Genomic DNA, 21,489 nt, shown 5'->3' on the forward strand with positions numbered 1-21,489 from the left:
TTAATAAATCAGGTTTCTATTTATCAAAACCGAGTTGTTTTCGCAAATCTAAATTCAGTCCGTATTGTTCCTGGACCGAAATTATTTTTCGCGAATTTTTATTAATATCATTTCCTTCGGCAGTCCATAAAAAAGGATAAAAGTTAAAGACTTCATCGCCTTTCAATTTTGATACTTCGGCTCTCCATCCATTCCATCTGTTGCCTTGATAAAACTTATCCAGATCATTATCAAAACAGAATCCTAAAAATTCCGAATACGTAATATCCAGCTGTTCATACTCCAGATTATCAGGAGAGAAATAATACATTTTCCCAACATCACTTCCCAATCCTCCTCCGTTTAGAAGGTAGAAACCTCCAATAGCATCGTCGGCAACTAATAAAAAAGGCGCTGTTTCGCCAAAATCATTAAACGATTTCCCTTTGTTCCAATCCGGAAGTGTGCGATTGAATTTTGCATTTCCTGAACCCAGAATTCTAATCCAGCCATCGTCGATCAAAAGACCTCCCGTATGGTATACAATAGCTCCCATTGGCGAGCGGGTGCTAACCTGAATTTTGTACAAAACCTCTTTTGCTTTTAAGGCGTCAACCGGCAAAATTTCTACTTTATTTTTTGCTGTCTTAATCCATTCTTCGACCTGAGTCCATCCCGGGTCGACTTTATCTATAAGTTCTTCGGCTTTTTTCATTTTATTTTGCGCAGTTGCTGTAAGAGTTAAAAAGGTCAATACAATTAAAGGAAATTTTAGTACCATCTTAGAAAATTACAAATTATTTATTCTAGCCTTTTTTCAAAATATTACCCAAACCTCGACCAATTTGTTCTATTGCTTCCAGGCCTTTTGTCAATGGTGTCGCAGTGAAATCATCATAGGCATCCATTGCAGTCTCTTTGCGGTCTTCTTGTCCATAAACCAGAATCAGATTGTTATCACTAAATGATTTTTCAAATTTCTGCGGCAATCTGTCAAAAATCGATTGGTACGAAACGGATCCTTTTCTGGAGAAGTTAAAAACAATCAGATCTGTAGCTTTAATTTCATCTGAGATCGATTCAAAATCATCCCAATTCATAATACTTTTAAAACCTAGTTTGGCATTTAATTTTAATTTAGTCGCAATCTGCACAATGGCCTCATGTGTTTTGTATTCAGCATAAACGACGATCGGAATACTTAATTCCTGAGATAATCGAGAGATCTTTTGCAGCAGCAGGTGAAATCCAACACCTCTTTCGGAGAAAGGCGGACAGATGAAAACCAGTCTTTTTTCCTCAATAAATGTTTTTTGAAACCTGCAGATGAACAAACATTTGTCTACATTATTGATGATCGAGTCTACATTTTCACCGAAAATTTTATCCAAAAAACCGGTTTTTCTAGGCCATCCCACGATCACAATATCGGACATGATTTCTTTGGACGTTCTCGCAATTCCACTTGCCGGATTATGGTCGATTCTGGCAATCGTATTGATTTTTACTTCTGAAGCAGACCCCTGAATAACAAATTTATCAACGGCTTTTCGGTATTTTAAGATATTAATTTCAGCCTGATCGTTATTCGGTACAATCGTTAATAGCGTCACCGGATTAGATGATTTTTTATCTTTTATCAAAAGTGCGAAATCCAGTAAACTTTCCGTAGCCGACGTTTTGGCTAACGGAATCAGGATATGTTCGTCCAGAATCTGATCACCATTGGCATCTTCATTTGAAACTTCTTCTTCACAAATAGCAATCTTTTTAGCTGCTTTTTCTGTCGCGAAAGAAGCCACAATACAAGTAATCAGAATTAAAATAATTGTTCCGTTCAGGATATTTTCGTCTAAAATTTTTGCTTTAAATCCAACCAGAATAACGGCTAAAGTTGCCGCAGCATGCGCACTGCTCAATCCAAAAATAAGCTGTCTTTCGGTTTTGGTATACCTAAATACAATCTGCGTAAAAAAGGCTGCGATCCATTTTCCAAAAATAGCCACCACACTCAAAGTTCCTGCTACAATTAAAGCGGTTGGTCCGCTCAGGATCACGCTGATGTCTACCAGCATTCCCACTGAAATCAGGAAAAAAGGAATGAATAGTGAATTCCCAATAAACTCAATTCTGTTCATCAAAGCTGATGAATGCGGAATTAAAGGGTTTAGCGCTAAACCGGCAACGAACGCTCCAATAATAGGCTCTACTCCTGCTACCTCTGCTAAAAACGCAGCAAAAAACACCACTGAAAGTACAAATATATAATGGGCGTGTTTCTCGCTTTCTAATTTTTTAAAGAACCATTTCGCTATTCTTGGAATAACCAAAAACATGATGGCTGAGAAAATGGCCAGCGAAACCGTCAATTTAATCCAGAAAGCCTGATTCAAACTTCCCTGACTGCTTCCCATAATCACCGCCAAAATAATCAAAACGGCAGTATCTGTTAAAATAGTTCCCCCAACCGTAATAGCCACTGCCTGATTTTTTGCGATTCCCAGTTTACTCACAATCGGATATGCCACCAATGTGTGGGTGGCAAACATACTGGCTGTTAAAAAACTCGCATTAAAATCATATTTCAGCAGATAAAAACAAACCGGAAAACCAATCGTTAATGGAAAAATAAAAGTAAAAAAACCAAACAATAAACTCTTATTTCTATTGGCTTTAAACTCATTCATATCCAATTCCAGACCCGCAATAAACATGATATACAAAAGTCCGATTGTCGAAAACAAATCAACAGCAGAGTTCTTGGCCAGAATATTCAATCCGTGCGGTCCAATAATGACTCCCGAAATGATAAGCCCGATAATTCCCGGGATATTAATTTTTTTTAGTAAAATCGGTGACAAGAGGATGATGAAAAGGATCAAAGAAAAAATCAATACCGGATTACTGAGTGGTAATTCGAATTCTTGTAAAAAATGCCTGAAAAATTCTATCATAATGTAATTTTATCTTCTTAACAGTATTTTAATTTTCCGCAGAAAAAAGCGCCAAAAGCAAAATAAAATCTCAGAAGTTATTATTTGTCGTTTCTTCGAAAAGCAGAAAAAACGGCTTCTTTAGTGATTGTTTCATTACAAAAATACCTAAAAAAAATGCGAACTTTCTACGAAAATGGCATATTAAGCAATTAATTTTGTTTCGTTGCCAAATTATTAATATTTAATATTTATTTTAACAAAACTGCAACATTAACAATAGAAAATTGAGCGGGATTGCATTATTCAATTATCTTTGTCTTCATAAAAATTGCACAATGGAAGAATGTATCTCTGTTTTTGATATGCTTAAAATTGGCGTTGGTCCCTCAAGTTCACACACTTTAGGGCCATGGAGAGCCGCTGAACGTTTTTTGGAGGAGCTGAAAAACGAATCAATTTTAGACCAGACTAAACGTGTAAAAGTCGATTTATACGGATCTCTTTCCTTAACCGGAAAAGGTCATGCTACTGATTTGTCGGTGATGCTGGGATTAAGCGGGCAGGATCCCGAGTATATTCCGGTTGAAAATATTGCCGGAATTATTAAAAACATTGAAGAACAGCACGAAATTATTCTGGCTAATGAATATAAAATTCCGTTTTACTTTCTTCAGGACATTGTTTTCAATAAAAATTTCCTTCCTTTTCATGCTAATGGATTAAAATTCACAGCGTATAAAGCTGACGATTCTGAATATGAATCTACTTTTTATTCGATTGGCGGAGGTTTTGTCGTTAAAGAAGAACGCACCAATGCTAAAATCAAAGAAGAGATCAAATGTGCCTTCCCTTTCCCGATTCAAAATGCCGTTGAGCTTTTAAATTATACAGTGACCGAAAACAAATCGATTTCTGAAATTGTTTATGAAAACGAAAAATCAATGCGTCCGGAAGCCGAGATTCACTCCGAATTAATGCGCATTTGGCATACCATGTTAGAATGCATGTACATTGGCTGCCATTCAGAAGGAATTCTGCCGGGCGGTCTGAATGTTCGCAGACGTGCTTTTGACATGCATCAGAATTTAATCGGTTTATCTAACTATTCAGATCCGCAAAGCTGGCTGGAAGAAATCAGAAAAACGGAGGTTAAATTTCGTCAAATCCTGAAATGGGTAAGCTGTTTTGCACTTGCCGTGAATGAGGTAAATGCTTCTTTAGGTCGTGTAGTTACTGCTCCTACAAACGGAAGTGCAGGTGTAATCCCGGCTGTTTTGATGTATTATCTGGTAATTGAAAACCATAATGCAGGCGAAAAAGAAATCAAACAATTCCTAATGGTTGCCGGAGAGATTGGCAGTATCTTCAAGAAAGGATCAACCATTTCTGCTGCAATGGGAGGCTGTCAGGCCGAAATTGGTGTATCCTCATCAATGGCTGCTGCAGCACTTTGTGAATTAATGGGTGGATCTCCTGCTCAGGTTTTAATGGCTGCCGAAATTGCCATGGAACATCACTTAGGTCTTACCTGTGACCCAATTGGCGGTTTGGTTCAGATTCCGTGTATCGAAAGAAATACAATGGGAGCCATAAAAGCGATCAATGCGGCTGAACTGGCGCTTGAAACCGATTCTAAAAATGCAAAAGTGCCTTTAGACAAAGTCATCAATACCATGTGGCAAACAGCCAAAGACATGAATTCCAAATACAAAGAAACCTCTGAAGGCGGATTGGCCATTGCCGTAAACATGGCGGATTGCTAAAGAACATTTGCCACAGATTAAAAAGATTTGCACAGATTAAATACGTTTGAATTAAGCTTATTAAAGCTCTTTTTCAATCCTTTTAATCTGTGGCGAAAAAACCACTTCATGAAAAAGCACTTCTTACTTATAGCAATACTGTTTTGCTCTGCTCTGATTCATTCACAGGAACGTTACTTTCTTAATTCTGATACTCGTCTCTATACCTCAACTAATACCGCAGGCGACTTTCTGGGTTATTTTAAATATGGAGCAGAAGTTCGGCTTCTTTCGGAAAGTAAAAATGGCTGGTACAAAGTAAGATCTGACAACTTCTCTGAAGGTTATGTGCCTGAGCAATTTATTGCAAAAAGGTTAAACGCAAAAGATGTTCAAACAAAGGATCCCGAAAATCCAATTATTGAAGGTAACGACAATTACTATGGCAGCAGCCATCTATTTGTTTTAGTCGCCGGTTTAAAAGCAAGAGCACTACCGGATAAAAACTCAAAAATCAGAGCCATTCTCTTCACCGGTGATCCCGTAGCGGTTAATTATCTTCCCAAAAACCCGGGCGAATGGGTAAACATACAAGGTCATAGTGATCCTGAATACGCACAATTTACACTTGGAAAATTCCTTGGAAAAAGACCCGATTTTAATTCGTTACTCAAAGATTTTGATAAGCTGAATATCAATGCCATCACAGAACGCAAAACGATTGGCGAAAGAATTGTAGAATTGGCCTGGAACAGTGAAAATGCAAAACTGGCACCCGCTTATCAAAGATATTATGAAGTTGTAAAACAATTAAACGACCCAAAACTTCTGGCCGATACTGAACTGAATATCGCTATTGCCAAAGGATTAGCTAAAACCAAAAAACCGGAAGAAATTACCGCTTTCAGTAAAAAAGCCGAATTTCTTTTAAAAGGAGTAAAAACAAAATCACTCTTTTTTTCGCAAAAAGATTTAGTCAAAAACTTTGGTAAACCTCCTAAAAAAGGAACAGTAAGCGACGAATGTGGTATTTACCTCAGCGAGCTTTTTTACTACTATCCGGATTTTGAAGTTTCAGTAGATGAAAAACAAAATCAGGCTGAAATAACAAAGGTTTTTATCAACGAAAACAACAAACTTGTTTTCAGTCCGACGGCTTCTCTCGATCACAGTCTGACCGAAAAAGCATTTATTGAAAAATACGGGACTTATATCGGTGCTTCCATGAAAAATCCGCATCTGTATGCTATTCAGCTGGAAGACAGTGAATTTAGAATAGAATTCAGAGACGGAAAATTATTTACGATTGAAATAATCTTCTATTGCTGATTTCAATCTATAATTATTCAATACTTTTACACATTCAAAAAAACTCAAAAATGTCAGTAGCAAAAAAAGATTATAAAAAGATCACCACAAAGTCATTAATCGAAATGAAAAGCAATGGAGAAAAAATCTCAATGCTTACCGCTTACGATTTTACAATGGCAAAAATTGTTGATACCGCAGGAATCGATGTCATTCTGGTAGGCGACTCTGCATCAAACGTTATGGCAGGTCATGAAACGACATTGCCTATTACTTTAGATCAAATGATTTACCATGCCTCGTCTGTAGTTCGCGCTGTAGACAGAGCCTTAGTAGTGGTAGATTTACCTTTCGGAAGTTACCAGTCAGATCCAAAAGAAGCTTTGCGCTCTGCGATCAGAATCATGAAAGAAAGCGGCGGACATGCTGTAAAACTTGAAGGAGGAAAAGAAATTAAAGAATCGATCAAAAAAATATTAAACGCAGGAATTCCGGTTATGGGACATTTGGGTTTAACACCTCAATCCATCTATAAATTCGGAACCTACAGCGTTCGTGCAAAAGAAGAGGAAGAAGCCGAAAAGTTAATTGAAGACGCTAAACTTCTCGAAAAAATTGGCTGTTTTGGTATTGTCTTAGAAAAAATCCCGGCACATTTAGCCGAGCAGGTTGCCAAAAGCATTTCCATTCCGGTAATCGGAATCGGAGCCGGCGGTGGTGTAGACGGACAGGTTCTGGTAATTCATGATATGTTGGGAATGAACAACGAATTCAGCCCTCGTTTCTTACGTCGTTATTTAAATTTATACGAAGAAATGACTCAGGCTATCAGCCAATATGCCGCCGATGTAAAATCAATGGATTTTCCGAATTCAGGGGAACAGTATTAATTTAGACTTGCTTAGACTTGCTTAGACTTGCTTAGACTTCTTAGATGGTAGACTTCTTAGATGGTAGACTTCTTAGATGGTAGACTTCGTAGATGTTAGACTTCTTAGATGTTAGACTTCTTAGATGTTAGACTTCTTAGATGTTAGACTTCTTAGATGGTAGACTTCTTAGATGGTAGACTTCTTAGATGGTAGACTTCTTAGACGTTAGAATTCTTAGATGGTAGACTTCGTAGATGGTAGACTTCGTAGAATTTATGATTTTATTTGTCTTAAAAAAAACAAATCTAACTAAGTCTAAGAAGTCTAAGCAAGTCTAAAAATCTAATTAATCTAAAAGATGCATCAATTTAAAGAGCTGCTAATTTGGAAGAAAAGCAGGTTATTCTGTTCTAAAATTTACAATGTAACTGCTGATTTTCCAAGTGAAGAGAAATTTGGCATCACAAATCAATTGCGAAGGGCTTCCGTTTCTATTGCTTCAAATATAGCCGAAGGTTCTTCAAGAAATTCTAATAAAGAATTTGCGCGATTTTTAGAAATCGCAATTGGTTCAGCATACGAAGTAGAAACACAGCTTCTTATCTCATCAGATTTAGGTTTTATAAACGAAGAAGGCATAACTGAATTAATACTGCTTTTAGAAGAAATAATTAAAATGACATCAAAATTTAGAACTACCTTATTATAAAATCTAAGTAAGTCTAAAATCTAAGAAGTCTAAGAAAGTCCAAAATGAAAGTCGTTTCCAACAAAAACAACCTCCAAATCCTACACGAAGACAATCACATCATTGTGGTCAACAAACGTGTGGGTGATATTGTACAAGGAGATAAAACCGGGGATAAACCTTTATCTGATATTGTAAAAGAATACATCAAAGACAAATACAATAAACCCGGAGATGTTTTTCTGGGCGTCATTCATCGTCTGGACAGGCCTACGACAGGAATTGTTGTTTTTGCCAGAACCAGTAAAGCATTGTCACGAATGAACGAAATGTTCAGTAATCGTGAAACTCAAAAGACGTATTGGGCTGTTGTTAAAAATAAACCGCAACAAAACGCTGCGAAGCTCGTTCATTATCTCAAAAGAAACGAGAAAAACAATACTTCAAAAGCACATTTAAAGGAAGTTCCGGACAGTAAACTGGCCAGTCTGGATTATACCGTTTTCAAAGAGCTTCAAAATTATGTGGCACTCGAAATCAATTTGCATACCGGCCGCCATCATCAGATTCGTGCCCAGCTGGCAGCGATTGGTTCTCCCATAAAAGGAGATTTAAAATATGGTTTTGACCGAAGTAATCCTGACGGCGGAATACATCTTCATGCGCGAAAATTAGTTTTTGTACATCCGGTTTCTAAAGAAAATATCACGATAATTGCTCCTACTCCCGACGAGACGATCTGGAATGCGCTATGATTTTATGATTTAATTGTTAAAATTTCAAGTTTTATCGATTAACTTGCAGAAGCAAAAAATCAATCGGATTATATACTATGGACTATAAAAACAACATTGCCTACAGGAAAGAAACGTTAAAGAAACTGTTGTACAACATTCAGAAAAGCGAAGATTTGATTGTAAAAGCGTTGTACGATGATTTTAAAAAGCCTGAATTTGAAGCTGTTTTAACCGAAACCAACTATGTAATTTCGGATCTAAAAGATACCATTAGAAACATCAATAAATGGGCGAAACCAAAACGTGTTTTGCCTTCCCTGCTCAATTTCCCTTCTACCGATTATATTTTTAAAGAACCTTACGGAAATGTTTTGGTAATTGCTCCCTGGAATTATCCGTTTCAATTGGCTTTATGTCCTTTAATTTCAGCTGTAGCAGCAGGCAACAGAGTGGTTTTAAAACCTTCAGAACTGACACCTCATACCTCAGCAGTGATTGCTAAAATTATTGAGAAGACCTTTCACGTCAAACATGTAGAAGTTATAGAAGGCGGTGTTGAAGTTTCTAACCAATTACTGGCACAGCGCTGGGATTACATTTTCTTTACCGGAAGTGTTGCTGTTGGAAAAATTGTAGCCAAAGCTGCTGCCGAAAATTTAACTCCCGTAACTTTAGAACTAGGTGGAAAAAACCCGTGTATTATTGACGAAACTGCCAATTTAAAACTGGCGGCAAAACGAATCGTATGGGGAAAATTCATCAATGCCGGACAAACCTGCATTGCACCGGATTACATACTGGTACAGAAAAATATGAAAGTCAATTTTATATCTTTTCTGATAGAAGAAATTCTCAAAGCTTACGGCAAAAAAATAGACAAATCTCCTGATTTTGCCCGAATTATCAATACCAAAAACTGGGTCCGACTAGACAGTATGATCGAACGTGAAAAGGTTATTTTTGGAGGAGAAACAGCTGCTGAAAAAAACTATATCTCTCCTACTTTAATTGAAGAACCTGCTTTGGACAGTCCCGTCATGAAGGAGGAAATATTTGGTCCTATCCTTCCCATTCTGACTTACGAAACTGAGGCTGATATTCACAACGTAATCAGTCGTTATGAAAAACCTCTTGCCTTTTATGTTTTCAGTGAAAATAAAAATTTTGCTAAAAAACTAATTACTTCCCATTCTTTTGGAGGAGGCTGTATCAATGATACCGTGGTTCATTTCTCAAACAAAAGATTACCATTCGGAGGAGTTGGTCATAGTGGGATTGGCGCTTATCACGGACAGTTGAGTTTTGATATTTTTTCACATCACAAAGCTGTCGTAAAAAAAGGAAACTGGCTTGATTTACCTATGCGTTACGCTCCCTACAAAGACAAACTGATATCCCTAAAACGTTTACTGAACTGGTTGTAAGGTTAAAAAAAACAATTTCGCAATGTTTTCAAGATTTTCATATCAAATTGATTAAAAATATTATATTTACGGCACATTAATTATTTAAAATTTCGTCGATATAAAATAATTCTACTCCAATAAAAATGAAATCTACATCCGATCAGATCAAAGACATTAAAAATCATGGCTATACCTTAGATTTTTCAACTGTTTTCAATCATGCTTTTGAAAATTACAAGAAAATAGCCGTCTATGCCGGATTAATGCTGTTGGTTTTTTCGGTATTCTTTGGCATTATTGCTTATCTCATACTAGTTGCATTTTTTGGTATCGACAAATTAACCAATGCAAACTTTCTGAACATACAGCCTCAAAATCTATCTCAAATTTATCTGGTCCTTTATATTATTGGAACAGCCTTAGTATCGGCAATTATGAGTCCTTTTACTGCCGGATTTCTAAAAATGGCCGATTGTGCAGAAAAAGATCAGGAATTTAATGTCTCTACAATTTTTTCCTATTACAAAAGCCGCCATTTCGCACAAATTTTTGCAGCAACCTTTTTGATTTCATTGTTTAGTGTTATCGTTACTACCTTTTTAGAAGTTCAAAAATTAAATGCCTTAGGATTAGTTTTCTCACTGACATTATCTTTTTTTACCTTCTTAACCATTCCGCTTATCGTATTTGGGAACTTAAAAGCCGTTGATGCTATTAAATCAAGTCTTATCTTGATAAGTAAACAGCCTTTGATATTATTAGGACTGATAATTACTATAGTTGGAGCTGTACTGGTTGGCCTTTGTGCATTTTGTATTGGAGTACTTTTTACGATCCCTTTTAGCTATTCCATGACTTATGCCATATATTGTGCTATTGTAAAAACGGATAAAGAAGATCCTATTGACTCTATCGGTCAGTCTGATTTTTAAAAAAATATAAAATTTCAACCAAAAAAGAGTCTAACCTGCTCTGTTGAATTTTTCAAAATAAAAGATTTACTAAACCAAACATACCCCCGAATTCTATGGTAGCAAACTATAGTCTCTTCAATTCGTTGATCCCAGGAGTTGCCATACTTGGTAATGCCCTGAAATCAATTATTACGAAGTGGTATGTCATCAATTCAGACATCATATTTTACAACAATCCTAAACTCATCATGTTAGGTTTGTCGATGATTGCCTTTCTGACCCTTCTCGTATACCAATTCTTCCGGATCAAGAGCAGAATTGGCTACTTCATCGAAAGAAAACCAGAAACAGAAACAGTAAACAGAGAGTATCATCTCTATATTTTGTTCTTTGGTATTGCATTGATTGTAATCGAAATCATCAATGAAATTTTTAAAATCAGGCCAAAGAGTTTACTTTTCGTAAATGTAAGTATTGGCTTCGCGATGCTTTTGTTTTATTTCATAATTGGAAAAATTGAATTTTTAAGAGAGCGGGTACAGTCCATATTTATTTTATCCTTCTTTGTTTATCTCTTTTATGTTGGATACAACATCGTCCATCGCACCAACGATATTATTCCTATAATTGCTTTTTTAATCTTCTTCTACTTCTCCTACAGCATCCTAAAACCCATAAAATTATACTGGTTCTTTGTTGGATTAGTTTTTACCTTTCTGATTACAACAGTTGTTTATCAGTTAATTCCCGTAAAATCATCCATTATCTTAATCAACTACTGCGTACTGATCTTCATTCTTAATCAGGTTAAATATGTCGTTTTACTAAACAACAGTGATAATTTCAGATTCACCAATGAAATTGTACACAAAGGAAACTCACTGACTATTGCTACAAACGAAAAAAACGAAGTCTTGTTTTGCAGTGAGACGATCACTTCTATTCTGGGATATTTACCGGACGAAGTTATGGGGGCTAAATTTTGGAAATTAACGAATGAAACAGACTATCCTGAAAACCTCAGCAATATAAGTCATGAGGAAGACAAACTCTACATCCGGAAACTAAAAAGTAAAAACGGGGAATACAAATACATACAATGGAAAGACAAAAGATTCTCTCAATGTCTGATTATTAGTATCGGCCAGGATGTTACGGAACAAATCACGGTTCGCGATCAATACAAAAATCTGATTCAGACTGCCACAGATATCATTTTTGAAATTGATTCTGATGGTTATTTTACTTTCATCAATGACTTTGGATTTTCGATATTAGGATATGCTGAGAACGAAATTATCGCACAGCATTATTCTAATTTCATCCATGAAAACTATCAGCGTAATGCTGTAGATTTCTACGAAAACCTGGAAATGAATGAAAATAATTTCCCAACTATAGAGATTCCTATTCTGAAGAAAAACGGAAAAAAGCTTTGGATTTCGCAAAAGATTATTGTGCGAAAAAATGATCTAGGACAAACAATTGGCTTTGCCGGAATAGCCCGCGATATTACTGAAATTAGAAATATTGAGAACGACAAAAGAAAACGTCTCAAGAAAATCGAGTCGTATAACAATTCGATTAACAAACTCTCGACTACAGATTTTAGTCAATACAACAATTTAAATACGGTTATTGATTACATCATAAAAGAAGCCGCAATTGTAACCAAAACCAATCGGGTGAGCTTCTGGAAATGTCATAAAGACTTAATCAGCTGCAAGAATCTTTTCAGCATTGACAAACAACATCTTAATGACAAAAATATATTGGACAAACAATCTTATCCAATTTACTTTGAAACACTTAAAAACAAAGCAATCATAAATGCCCCAGATGTTTTCAATAAACTCGAAACATCCGAATTTCAAAAATTGTACTTTACCAAAAACCACATCAAATCGATGCTGGATGTACCTATCTTTTTAAACGGACAGCTTGTTGGAGTTGTTTGTTTTGAAAGCACCGAAGAAAAAAGAAACTGGGACAACGAGGACATCAATTACGCCCGTACCATTTCGGATGTAATCTCATTGGCAATCTCCTCACAAATGCGTTTGGAAGCTGAAAAAAAATTAGAATTCAAAAGCCAGCTATTGTCTGCACTTTCCCTGTGTACCGAGAAATTTCTGATGAGTAAATCTACTCAGGAAATGTTTCAGGAAACCTACAATTTAATTGGAAAAGCAGCCAAAGTAGACCATATGTACTACTACGAAAAAGATTTCACAACAAATACTGTAAGCCAGAAATACAAATGGTCCAGACAGGGTATTGAGCATCAGATCACAAAATTACAACGATTAACAAAAGATCAATTGCAAGAAATTTATGAGGCTGCTCAGAACAAAAAAATCGTCAACACCCTTACCCGCAAACTCGACGATACTTTTTTTAAACAACTACTGATTGCCAATGAAATCAAATCGATTCTGATACTACCGCTGTACATCAACGATATTTTTACCGGATTCATAGGCTTCGACGATTGCACCAAAGAACGAAAATGGTCTGAAGAAGAAATTTATATCTTTCAGGTCCTGGCAAATAACATCTCATCGGCACTGGAAAGAAACCGAAACGAAACCAAAATTCTCGAAAGTGAGGAAAAATTCAAATTAATCGCCAACAACATTCCCGGCACGGTATACTTGTCCAAATTTGATGCTTTCTCCACTAAGATATTTCTTAATGATGAAATTTTAAACCTTACCGGTTATTCCAAATCAGAATTTATTGAGAATAATTTATCCTTTTTATCTCTTATTCATCCTGATGACAAAGACGAAGTGGTCAACAACCAAATCGATAATTTACAAAGTGGAATGCCACTGCACAATGTATATCGCATCCGACGGAAAACCGGTGAATTTATCTGGGTAGAAGAATTTGGAGACGTGATTAAAAAAGGGGATGAAATTGAATTTGTGGGTGGAATTTATTTCGACATTACCAACAAAAAAGAAAGTGAAGATGCCATAAAAGCCAAACAGCTTGCCGAGGCAGCCAATAAATCTAAATCAGATTTCCTGGCCAATATGTCGCATGAAATCAGAACTCCTTTGAATGGTATTATTGGTTTCACACATTTACTGATGAATACCGGCCTTGAAGAAATTCAGGAAAAATACATGACCACGATCAACCAATCGGCGCATTCACTACTGGATATCATCAATGACATTCTTGACTTTTCTAAAATCGAAGCGGGAAAACTGGAACTTTTTATCGATCTATACGACATCAAAAAAGTACTCGGACAAGTTTTTGATTTAATCGTCTACGAATCCAATCAAAAAAATCTGCAGTTAGAATTAAATGTCGCACCCGATGTCCCTAAATACATCTGGACAGATATTGTGCGTATCAAACAAATCTTAATTAATCTGCTTTCAAATGCTGTTAAGTTTACCAACGAAGGTTCTATCAAACTTAATGTTTCAGTTCTGGAAAAAAGCAACAACAACGATTGCATAATCCGATTTTCGGTGGTGGATACCGGAATTGGAATTCTCGAAAAAAATCAGAAGAAAATCTTCAAAGCCTTTTCTCAGGAGGATAGCTCTACGACGAGAAAATTTGGAGGTACGGGATTAGGACTCACTATTTCAAATCAATTGCTCGCTTTAATGGAAAGCCGCTTACAGTTAGAAAGTAAAATCGACGTAGGAAGTAATTTTTATTTCGACCTGAACTTAAAAACTAGCAATCAAAGCATTAGCGAGAAATACAATACCGAACTTCAAACTATCGGTCTCGAACTAAATTCTGACGACCCGGTTTCAAATCAAAAAAACATTACCTTTTTGATTGTTGAAGACAACAAGGTCAACATGCTGCTTTTAAAAACCATCATCAAAAATTTGTATAGCGGTGCCTACATACACGAATGCGAAAATGGTTACGAGGCCGTAAGTCAATTTGAAAACATCAATCCTGATTTGGTTTTCATGGACATTCAGATGCCTATTATGAACGGTTATGAAACCACAAGAGCTATCAGAAATACCATTACAGGAAAAGACATTCCGATCATTGCCGTGACAGCTGGTGCCGAAAAAGAGGAACGCAACAAATGCCTTTCTGCGGGAATGAATGACTACATCTCTAAGCCCATAATGAAAGGTAGTGTAGAAGAAGCTTTGGTAAAATGGTTAAAATAACGCAAAACTAAATTCGGCTATTACGTCATTATTCCTAAAAAAAATATAAATTCGTACAACACAAACCTTTACGAACTAAAATTCAATTACTATGAAATGGAAAGGAACGCGAGAAAGCGATAATGTTGAAGACCGAAGATCAATTTCTGGCGGAAAAGTTGCCATTGGCGGTGGAGTTATCGGTATAATTATTCTATTATTAAATGTTTTTGGTGGTGAAACCGGCCAAACTGTAGGTAATGTATTAGAGCAAATGCAAGGCGGACAACAAACCACTGAAACTGCTGCCCCATTGAGTAAAGAAGATGAAGAAATGGGACATTTCGTAAGATCTGTTCTGGCTAAAACGGAAGACACCTGGGAGAAAAAATTCGCAGCAGAAGGACTTACTTATAAAAAACCTAAATTGGTTCTCTTTAAAGGCTCTGAACAAACTGCATGTGGTGGAGCTTCATCTGCATCCGGGCCGTTTTATTGCCCGGGAGACCAAAAAGTATATATGGATTTAGGCTTCTTTGAAGAACTAAAAACTAAATTTGGTGCCCAAGGTGGGGATTTCGCTATTGCGTACGTTATAGCACACGAAATAGGCCATCACATACAAACACTGCTGGGAACCTCGGCAAAAATGCGACAGGCACAGGAAGGAAAAAGTGAAGCAGAAGCCAATAAACTGTCTGTAGCCCTGGAATTACAAGCCGACTTTTATGCCGGAGTATGGGCTCATGACAACCAACAATATATAGAAGCTGGCGATATCGAAGAAGCTTTAAGTGCAGCCAACGCCGTTGGAGACGACGCCATTCAAAGCAAAATGCAGGGACAAGTGGTTCCGGATTCCTTTACTCACGGTACATCCGCACAGAGAATGTTCTGGTTCAAAAAAGGTTTCCAAACCGGAGACATCAAACAAGGTAATACCTTTGATGAAATAAGATAGTTCACAAACTAAATTATAATAAACAAAAAAGCATGATTTTTTTTGAATCATGCTTTTTTTTCAAAATATCAAAAAAAGTACTTTTATTAAGACAAGAGTATTTTTTTTTAATTTATAACTGTAAAACTTTATATAATCTTAATTTACGTTAAACTTTCATAAAGAGAGTCTATATGAGGAAACCCTCTTAAGTCTATAACATTTGTGCTTTGTCTTCTACCTTTCCATTTCATACCACCTACCACAGTTTTCATTTCCTTACCAGAAAGAGTTTTTACAGAACTCAAATCCATTTTTTTAATTGTTTTTTTCATTGGTTAAATTTTTAGTATTAATAAATCAATAATCTAACAAGAACATCTTATGACTTTACCAGATAGACTACTGTTTCAAATATAAGACTTTATCCTTATAACAATGCAATAACAATAAGTTTTTACTTAAAAAAAATAAGTACTAATATTTAAAAGTTAAATTTCAAATCAATACCCATTTTTGAGCTTGAGATTTTAAACACAAAAATCGAAAACCCAATTACAACAACAAAAAAAAGCGTGATTTCTCAATCATTCTTTTTTTGGTTAAAAACGATCCGAACTTATGTTGATTATTTTGAAACCTTAAATGTTGTAGCATACTTAGCGAGTTCTCCATAAAGATCAAAACAAACATTTTCTTGCTGTTCTGGTCTATTACCTACATAACAAATAACACAATATCCTTTTATCATTCAGAGTAATGAATATAAATAAAAACCCCTGAATCGAAATTGTCCTTTAGATTTTTTTGTAATTATTGGGGTTTATTACAAATTATTCAAATTCCAAATTTTAAATTCGATTCAGGAGAAATGCTAGGATCTACCTTACAGTGCTACCATTTTTACTTTATTAAACCATACTCTTATAGGTTAAGTACTTATTTTTTTTTACACTGTAAAGGTAGCACTGAATTTCAACCTATTACATGATTAAAATCATAGGAGATTATTTTTTTTATTTGATCATGAAATTCTGTAGCTGATCTGCTCTTTGCTCTTCTGGACGATACTACCCTATAACTTAAATCATAGTGCTTTACACTATGCTGTTGCTAAGGCTCTTTCAGAGCAACTACTTACTATATTACCCACAAAGCTCGAAACGGAAGCCTGAAACTTGGAATTCGGAATTTGAAACCTGAAACCTGAAACCTGAAACTTAAAACCCAAAACTCGAAACTTGAAACCCGAAACTTGAAACCCGAAACTTGAAACTTGAAACCTAGAACCCGAAACTTCAAACCTGAAACTTCAAACCTGAATTTATCAAATCCTCAAGGCTTCGTTTTTGTATAAACACAAAAAAAGCCTTGAATTTCTTCAAGGCTTTGATTTCTGGGTGGCTGACCGGGTTCGAACCGGCGACCCGCGGCACCACAAACCGCTACTCTAACCAACTGAGCTACAACCACCATTTTTTTTTGCTTCTGCATTTCTGCTTAGCGAGTGCAAATATATAACTAATGTTGAGTTCTACAAAGAAAAAAATGAAAAATTTACAGTAAATTTTCTAAACTATTGACAGCCAAACACCTTTCAACAGTAAAACCTTCAGCAAAATCTTTACCAACAAGCCTTCCTAAATCCTTCGCACGATAATCTAAACTTTCAAAGAAGTTTTTACTCGTAATTGGTGTAGCTGGTTCTTTTGAATTTGGGTCATAAAACTGAGTTTTATATGCCGAAACCGCTTCAACCTTTTTCTTTTCAAAACCTGTAATATCCACTACAAAGTCCGGCACGATGTTTTTCCACTGTATATAATGGTACACCACCTTTGGTCGCCAGGCTTCCTGACGCTCTCCGTCGATCGAGGTTTCGATTTTTGCCAATCCAGACAAGAAGCAGGCATCCGAAACTAATTTACTGCCTTTCCCGTGATCAATATGGCGGTCGTCAATTGCATTACACAATACAATCTCTGGTTTGTACTTTCGAATCATTTTAATGACCTCCAGCTGGTGTTTTTCATCATTCGTAAAAAAGCCATCACGCATGCCCAGATTTTCACGAACCAAAACTCCTAATATCTTTGCTGCCTCTTTCGCTTCTTCATCTCTGATTTCCGCCGTACCACGCGTTCCTAACTCTCCACGTGTCAAATCGACAATACCCACTTTTTTACCCAGTGATACTTCTTTTAAAATTGTTCCCGCGCAACCCAATTCTACATCATCAGGATGTGCACCAAATGCTAATATGTCTAGTTTCATAATTTTTAATATCTGTTTCAAAAATCAATTTCAATTACAATACTGAAAATCAAAATTGATGTTTTGTCTATTCTCTTTACTCTATTCTCTTTTTTTTTGTTTCAAGTTTCAAGTTTCAGGTTTGAAGTTTCAGGTTTCAGGTTTCAAGTTTCAAGTTTAGTCGCAGTCGCAGTATATAGTCTCAGTAACTGAAAACTGCGACTGCGACTGAAAACTCATAACTCATAACTCATAACTCATAACTCTCAACACTCTTTTCATTGTCATCGACTTGTTCACGCTTTCCTCCCACTCCTTTTCCGGAACGCTTTCCCTTGTAATACCACACCCCATGTAAAGAATCACCTTATTCTCCTGAATTTGCATGCTGCGTAAATTTACGTAGAAATCAGAACTGATCTCATCATGAGCAAAACTGCTGTTTAACTCCCCGAGAAATCCCGTATAAAAAGTCCTGTCGTAATTTTCATTTTCAATAATAAATGCCTTTGCCTTTTTCTTTGGCAGACCGCAAACTGCGGGTGTCGGATGCAATGTATCGATTACTTCCTCAAGCGTCGAATTCTCATTCAATACTCCCGAAATATCTGTTTTGATATGCCAGATCGATCCCGCTTTTACACTGTAAGGTTCAGATACATCCACAGAAGAAGCTACTTCACGTAATCTTTTTACAATAAAGTCAGTTACATATTGCTGCTCGTCTTTCTCCTTTTGCTGCCATAAGATATCCGTTTCCAGGGTTGCTTTTTGTGTTCCGGCCAAAGCCACTGTTTCAAAAACATTTCCGTTGGCTTTCAGCAGTCGTTCCGGTGTGGCTCCCATCCAGAAACCTATTTTTGGATGAAAAAAAACATATGAGAAAGTCGTGGGATACAATTGAATCAAGTGCTGAAAAGTAGACACAAAATCGAACTCGCTTAAAGTTACTTCTTCGCTTCTGGATAATACTACCTTTTTGAATTCGTCATTTTGAATCGCCTGAATTCCTTTTGAAACCAATGCTTCGTAGTGTAATCTGGCCTCGTTATCAATAACTGAATCTTCCATTTCAGCAGTCTCAAAAGCAATTTCCAGCTGTTCTGCTGTTAAAATTTCAGATTCATTCTCCGGAATCAATATCAGTTGTTTTTCATCAAAAGAAGCAAAAACAAAACCTTTTTCCTTGTAATCGGAGATTTTATGCAACGTATCATTTTGCTGCAAAAGCGCAAAAATAGTGGTAGAATTCGGTTTAGAGTACATTACAAAAGGCAAACACTTTTCGTACTGTACTATAATTTTAGAAAAAAAATCATTCATACTTCCTATACTGTTTTCTTTTTTTCCAAAACCATATTGGTCAGTTTGCAAAGCGAAATCAGATTTCCTTCTTCATCCGTAATCTTGATTTCCCACAAGTGAATACTTCTTCCTTTGTGAATGATTCTTGCGGTTCCAAAAACCCAGCCTTCCCGAATACTTTTCAAATGATTTGCTGAAATCTCGATTCCACGTACTTCCTGTTCTTTCATATCAATAAAAAAGAAAGACGCTGCACTACCAACACTTTCAGCCAGAGCTACTGAAGCTCCACCGTGTAACAAGCCCATTGGCTGATGAACAGAAGGATTTACAGGCATTTTTGCAGTTAAAAAATCAGGCCCTGCATCGATATATTCTATTTTTAGCGTTTCCATCAATGTGTTTTTTGAGAACTCATTACAGCGCGCTAAAATCTGCTCTTTTGTATAATTCATTAAAATAGTCTTTAAAAACGTAAAATTAAAGAAAAGATGAGATACAAATTTGAAAATCCCATTCTAAAATTAAAAATCCACTTCAAACGTGTAAGTTTTTTGTTATTTTTACAAAAACATTAATTGTTAATCTGTTGCAGAGATTTTTTTTGATGCCACAGATTACACAGATTTTCACAGATTAGAATATCTCTTCAAAGAGTAAAAAACTTTTTAGTCTTTATTAATCCGTGGCAAAAAAACTCATTCAAATGCGTCAATACTTTGTACTCTTCATTTTCGGAATAATTCTAGCTTTTAGTTCTTGCCGAACTGATTTTGATACCGTTGCCAGTTCCGGAGATTTAAAGTTTTCTAAAGACACTGTTTATTTGGACACTGTTTTCAAGAATATTGGCTCTGCTACCTATCAACTTAAAGTATACAACCGAAGTAAAAACGACATCTCCATTCCTATTATTCAGCTCAAAAACGGCTTAAATTCAAAATACAGAATGACGGTCGACGGTATGAGCGGAAACAATGGTAAAATTTTCAAAGACGTCACACTTTTATCTAAAGACAGTTTGTACATTTTTGTAGAAACCACCGCAGATATTACAGATGCAAACCCAACCGATTTTTTATATACTGATCAGATTCAGTTTGACAGCGGCGCTAATCTTCAACAAGTCGCTTTGGTCACACTCATTCAGGATGCTGTTTTTCTTTATCCACAACAAAATCCTGACGGAACCAAAGAGAAAATTAAAATTGAAGGCAAAGAGGTAGATGGTTTTTACCTGAATGACAACGATCCTGTCAACGGAAATGAATTGCTTTTCACCAAACAAAAACCTTATGTTATTTATGGATTTGCCGGTGTTCCTAAAAACAAAACGGTGACTTTTGAAGCGGGTGCACGCGTATACTTTCATGCTAATTCAGGTCTTTTTGTCGACGATAAAGCTTCTTTACAAATTAAAGGAACCACTTCTTCAACTCCAAAATTAGAAAATGAAGTTGTTTTTGAAGGCGATCGACTAGAATCACTTTACGATAATATTCCCGGACAGTGGAACTCTGTCATTTTTGCTAACGGAAGTACCAATCACTCTATCCATCATCTTACCCTGAAAAATGCGGTCATTGGTTTAAATTTCAAGAATCCGGATCCTGCTTCGACCATTGAAATCAAAAACACCCAGATTTACAACACTGTCGAATATGGAATACTGGCACAAAATGCCCGTATAAATGGAGAAAACATTGTTATCAATTATGCCGGTCTTGCGAGTTTATCTTGTGTATACGGAGGAGATTACAAATTCACACATTGCACCTTCAACAACAGTTGGTCCAATAATTCTCAATTTGCAGTTAGTTTAAGCAACAGCCTGGCCAATGCTGTTCCGGAAACAAATCCGCTGACACAGGCGACTTTTAACAACTGTATCATTTACGGATCGGGAGCCAACGAGTTCAATTTAAACAAAAAAACCACTGCCGCCTTTGTGTACCAACTCAATAATTGTTTGCTAAAATTCAGCAGTTCTTCCAACAATCCGGATTATCAGTTCAAAACAGATCCTGCACACTACAACCAGATCATTCTGAACGAAAACCCCAAGTTCTTTAATGTTGCTAAAAACCTGTTCAACATTGACAATACTTCTTCCGCTTTCGCGAAAGGAAACCAGGCTTATAACATTCCTTTAGATATTATTGGAAAAACCAGAACTTCTCCACCGGATTTAGGAGCTTATCAGAGTACCGCTTTTCCTAAGTAATTTTATATCATTTCAACCGAAGAGAGACTCGAGCGACAGT

General features: G+C 36.2%; 16 protein-coding genes and 1 tRNA gene. 10 read left to right on the forward strand and 7 right to left on the reverse strand.

Annotated elements, in window-relative coordinates; all coding sequences use genetic code 11:
* Positions 1-16: 16 nt before the first annotated feature.
* Together LNQ34_RS00880 and LNQ34_RS00885 are read right to left on the reverse strand one after the other, a co-directional pair.
* Complete coding sequence (locus LNQ34_RS00880; protein WP_202702036.1) at positions 17-760, reverse strand: DUF2625 domain-containing protein; 744 nt, start codon at positions 758-760, stop codon at positions 17-19.
* A gap of 25 nt (positions 761-785) precedes the next feature.
* On the reverse strand, positions 786-2,933 hold the full coding sequence (locus LNQ34_RS00885) for a cation:proton antiporter (protein WP_202702037.1): 2,148 nt from the start codon (positions 2,931-2,933) through the stop codon (positions 786-788).
* A 317-nt stretch (positions 2,934-3,250) separates the two neighbouring features.
* Here LNQ34_RS00885 and LNQ34_RS00890 point away from each other — a divergent pair, with 317 nt between their 5' ends.
* The 9 genes from LNQ34_RS00890 to ypfJ all read left to right on the forward strand — a co-directional run bounded on the left by LNQ34_RS00890 (position 3,251) and on the right by ypfJ (position 15,688).
* Entirely contained in the window at positions 3,251-4,678 is a 1,428-nt protein-coding gene (locus LNQ34_RS00890; protein WP_202702038.1) for an L-serine ammonia-lyase, read from the forward strand.
* Between the two features lie 108 nt (positions 4,679-4,786).
* Positions 4,787-5,986 carry an SH3 domain-containing protein gene (locus LNQ34_RS00895; RefSeq protein ID WP_229998360.1) on the forward strand — a complete coding sequence of 400 codons (1,200 nt, stop codon included), beginning with the start codon at positions 4,787-4,789 and terminating at the stop codon, positions 5,984-5,986.
* A gap of 50 nt (positions 5,987-6,036) precedes the next feature.
* A complete protein-coding gene (gene panB / locus LNQ34_RS00900) occupies positions 6,037-6,855 on the forward strand; it encodes a 3-methyl-2-oxobutanoate hydroxymethyltransferase (protein ID WP_202702040.1) in 819 nt (272 codons plus the stop codon).
* Between the two features lie 340 nt (positions 6,856-7,195).
* A complete protein-coding gene (locus tag LNQ34_RS00905) occupies positions 7,196-7,546 on the forward strand; it encodes a four helix bundle protein (RefSeq protein ID WP_202702041.1) in 351 nt (116 codons plus the stop codon).
* 44 nt (positions 7,547-7,590) lie between these two features.
* Positions 7,591-8,280 (forward strand): RluA family pseudouridine synthase, encoded by a 690-nt coding sequence (locus LNQ34_RS00910; RefSeq protein ID WP_229998361.1) that lies wholly within the window; start codon positions 7,591-7,593, stop codon positions 8,278-8,280.
* 77 nt (positions 8,281-8,357) lie between these two features.
* On the forward strand, positions 8,358-9,686 hold the full coding sequence (locus LNQ34_RS00915) for an aldehyde dehydrogenase (protein WP_202702043.1): 1,329 nt from the start codon (positions 8,358-8,360) through the stop codon (positions 9,684-9,686).
* A 125-nt stretch (positions 9,687-9,811) separates the two neighbouring features.
* Positions 9,812-10,600, forward strand: coding sequence for a hypothetical protein (locus LNQ34_RS00920; protein ID WP_202702044.1), 789 nt, complete (start codon positions 9,812-9,814; stop codon positions 10,598-10,600).
* 95 nt (positions 10,601-10,695) lie between these two features.
* Positions 10,696-14,748, forward strand: a complete 4,053-nt coding sequence (locus LNQ34_RS00925) for a PAS domain S-box protein (RefSeq protein ID WP_229998362.1) — start codon at positions 10,696-10,698, stop codon at positions 14,746-14,748.
* Between the two features lie 91 nt (positions 14,749-14,839).
* On the forward strand, positions 14,840-15,688 hold the full coding sequence (gene ypfJ, locus LNQ34_RS00930; RefSeq protein ID WP_202702046.1) for a KPN_02809 family neutral zinc metallopeptidase: 849 nt from the start codon (positions 14,840-14,842) through the stop codon (positions 15,686-15,688).
* Positions 15,689-15,831: 143 nt separating this feature from the next.
* Here ypfJ and LNQ34_RS00935 read toward each other — a convergent pair whose 3' ends face one another.
* The 5 genes from LNQ34_RS00935 to LNQ34_RS00955 form a co-directional block, all read right to left on the reverse strand.
* A complete protein-coding gene (locus LNQ34_RS00935; protein ID WP_202702047.1) occupies positions 15,832-16,002 on the reverse strand; it encodes a hypothetical protein in 171 nt (56 codons plus the stop codon).
* Between the two features lie 1,064 nt (positions 16,003-17,066).
* Positions 17,067-17,140: transfer RNA gene (locus LNQ34_RS00940), tRNA-His, on the reverse strand.
* 84 nt (positions 17,141-17,224) lie between these two features.
* Entirely contained in the window at positions 17,225-17,941 is a 717-nt protein-coding gene (gene bshB1 / locus LNQ34_RS00945; protein WP_017496065.1) for a bacillithiol biosynthesis deacetylase BshB1, read from the reverse strand.
* A 222-nt stretch (positions 17,942-18,163) separates the two neighbouring features.
* Positions 18,164-19,243, reverse strand: a complete 1,080-nt coding sequence (locus LNQ34_RS00950; RefSeq protein WP_229998363.1) for a chorismate-binding protein — start codon at positions 19,241-19,243, stop codon at positions 18,164-18,166.
* Positions 19,244-19,248: 5 nt separating this feature from the next.
* The gene (locus LNQ34_RS00955) at positions 19,249-19,680 is read right to left on the reverse strand and encodes a PaaI family thioesterase (protein WP_017496067.1); all 432 of its coding nucleotides are present in this window, start codon (positions 19,678-19,680) and stop codon (positions 19,249-19,251) included.
* Positions 19,681-19,931: 251 nt separating this feature from the next.
* Between LNQ34_RS00955 and LNQ34_RS00960 the strand changes: the two genes are divergently transcribed.
* Positions 19,932-21,449 carry a hypothetical protein gene (locus LNQ34_RS00960; protein WP_229998364.1) on the forward strand — a complete coding sequence of 506 codons (1,518 nt, stop codon included), beginning with the start codon at positions 19,932-19,934 and terminating at the stop codon, positions 21,447-21,449.
* The last annotated feature ends 40 nt before the right edge of the window (positions 21,450-21,489 follow it).

Source organism: Flavobacterium lipolyticum, from assembly GCF_020905335.1.
Classification (GTDB): Bacteria; Bacteroidota; Bacteroidia; order Flavobacteriales; family Flavobacteriaceae; genus Flavobacterium; species Flavobacterium lipolyticum.

Bases quoted from the DNA above. Each gene is read 5' to 3' on its own strand.
- ypfJ (WP_202702046.1), top strand. From the start codon at position 14,840: ATGAAATGGAAAGGAACGCGAGAAAGCGATAATGTTGAAGACCGAAGA.
- LNQ34_RS00955 (WP_017496067.1), bottom strand. From the start codon at position 19,680: ATGAATTATACAAAAGAGCAGATTTTAGCGCGCTGTAATGAGTTCTCA.
- LNQ34_RS00905 (WP_202702041.1), top strand. From the start codon at position 7,196: ATGCATCAATTTAAAGAGCTGCTAATTTGGAAGAAAAGCAGGTTATTC.
- LNQ34_RS00880 (WP_202702036.1), bottom strand. From the start codon at position 760: ATGGTACTAAAATTTCCTTTAATTGTATTGACCTTTTTAACTCTTACA.
- LNQ34_RS00910 (WP_229998361.1), top strand. From the start codon at position 7,591: ATGAAAGTCGTTTCCAACAAAAACAACCTCCAAATCCTACACGAAGAC.
- LNQ34_RS00920 (WP_202702044.1), top strand. From the start codon at position 9,812: ATGAAATCTACATCCGATCAGATCAAAGACATTAAAAATCATGGCTAT.
- LNQ34_RS00960 (WP_229998364.1), top strand. From the start codon at position 19,932: ATGCGTCAATACTTTGTACTCTTCATTTTCGGAATAATTCTAGCTTTT.
- LNQ34_RS00885 (WP_202702037.1), bottom strand. From the start codon at position 2,933: ATGATAGAATTTTTCAGGCATTTTTTACAAGAATTCGAATTACCACTC.
- LNQ34_RS00915 (WP_202702043.1), top strand. From the start codon at position 8,358: ATGGACTATAAAAACAACATTGCCTACAGGAAAGAAACGTTAAAGAAA.
- bshB1 (WP_017496065.1), bottom strand. From the start codon at position 17,941: ATGAAACTAGACATATTAGCATTTGGTGCACATCCTGATGATGTAGAA.
- LNQ34_RS00935 (WP_202702047.1), bottom strand. From the start codon at position 16,002: ATGAAAAAAACAATTAAAAAAATGGATTTGAGTTCTGTAAAAACTCTT.
- LNQ34_RS00895 (WP_229998360.1), top strand. From the start codon at position 4,787: ATGAAAAAGCACTTCTTACTTATAGCAATACTGTTTTGCTCTGCTCTG.
- panB (WP_202702040.1), top strand. From the start codon at position 6,037: ATGTCAGTAGCAAAAAAAGATTATAAAAAGATCACCACAAAGTCATTA.
- LNQ34_RS00950 (WP_229998363.1), bottom strand. From the start codon at position 19,243: ATGAATGATTTTTTTTCTAAAATTATAGTACAGTACGAAAAGTGTTTG.
- LNQ34_RS00925 (WP_229998362.1), top strand. From the start codon at position 10,696: ATGGTAGCAAACTATAGTCTCTTCAATTCGTTGATCCCAGGAGTTGCC.
- LNQ34_RS00890 (WP_202702038.1), top strand. From the start codon at position 3,251: ATGGAAGAATGTATCTCTGTTTTTGATATGCTTAAAATTGGCGTTGGT.